General features: G+C 54.1%; 1 protein-coding gene. It reads right to left on the minus strand.

Annotation, left to right across the window (positions count from 1 at the left end; translation table 11 throughout):
* Positions 1-97: 97 nt before the first annotated feature.
* Positions 98-409, minus strand: a complete 312-nt coding sequence (locus E5Z01_RS19290; RefSeq protein ID WP_135230853.1) for a hypothetical protein — start codon at positions 407-409, stop codon at positions 98-100.
* Positions 410-610 lie beyond the last annotated feature (201 nt).

Raw genomic sequence — 610 nt, forward strand, 5'->3', positions numbered from 1 at the left:
CAGTTTGATGATCTGGTCTTCGGTAAACTGACGGATTTTCATGACTGGGCCTCGCTTTCCAGCTTAGGGCTGGGTTCGAGCCTTTGTCTCTAGGGACTCACCGTCCAGTTTCTGGGGGGCACTCCAGCAGGATGCGGTGGTAGCGAGTGCGATCTGGCAGCGACGGAAAGAGGTCGGCGTGGTCTTGCTTGACCAGTTCAAACCACACTTCATCATTGGGCTGTTCCAGAATGTCGCCCACGGTGGCAATCGTCATCAGTTCACTGATGCTGCCCTTGCGATCAGGGGCATCAGGGAGGCGACACCTCCCTGATGCGGTTAATCCTTGCAAATAGTCGTCTATCGCGACAAAAACATGCAGAAAGAGGTCTGCTACGCTAACCTTCTGGAGAAGCTGGCTGGTTCGCATAACCCCAGCTTCTTCCTTTTTCCCCTTCTACCCCCCGCACCCGAGGTTATTCGTATTAAATGAACACTGTAGTGGGTGGGCCAATCGGCATTCATCTGCTCACCCGCATTCAGATCATGCTCGTGAGCGGGCCGGATCAGGTATCGCACGATGCGTCCATTGGGAAGCGCCCAGGCATGCAACTTGAAACCATAAATCATG

It is taken from the genome of Deinococcus fonticola, from assembly GCF_004634215.1.
GTDB classification, from domain to species: Bacteria; Deinococcota; Deinococci; order Deinococcales; family Deinococcaceae; genus Deinococcus; species Deinococcus fonticola.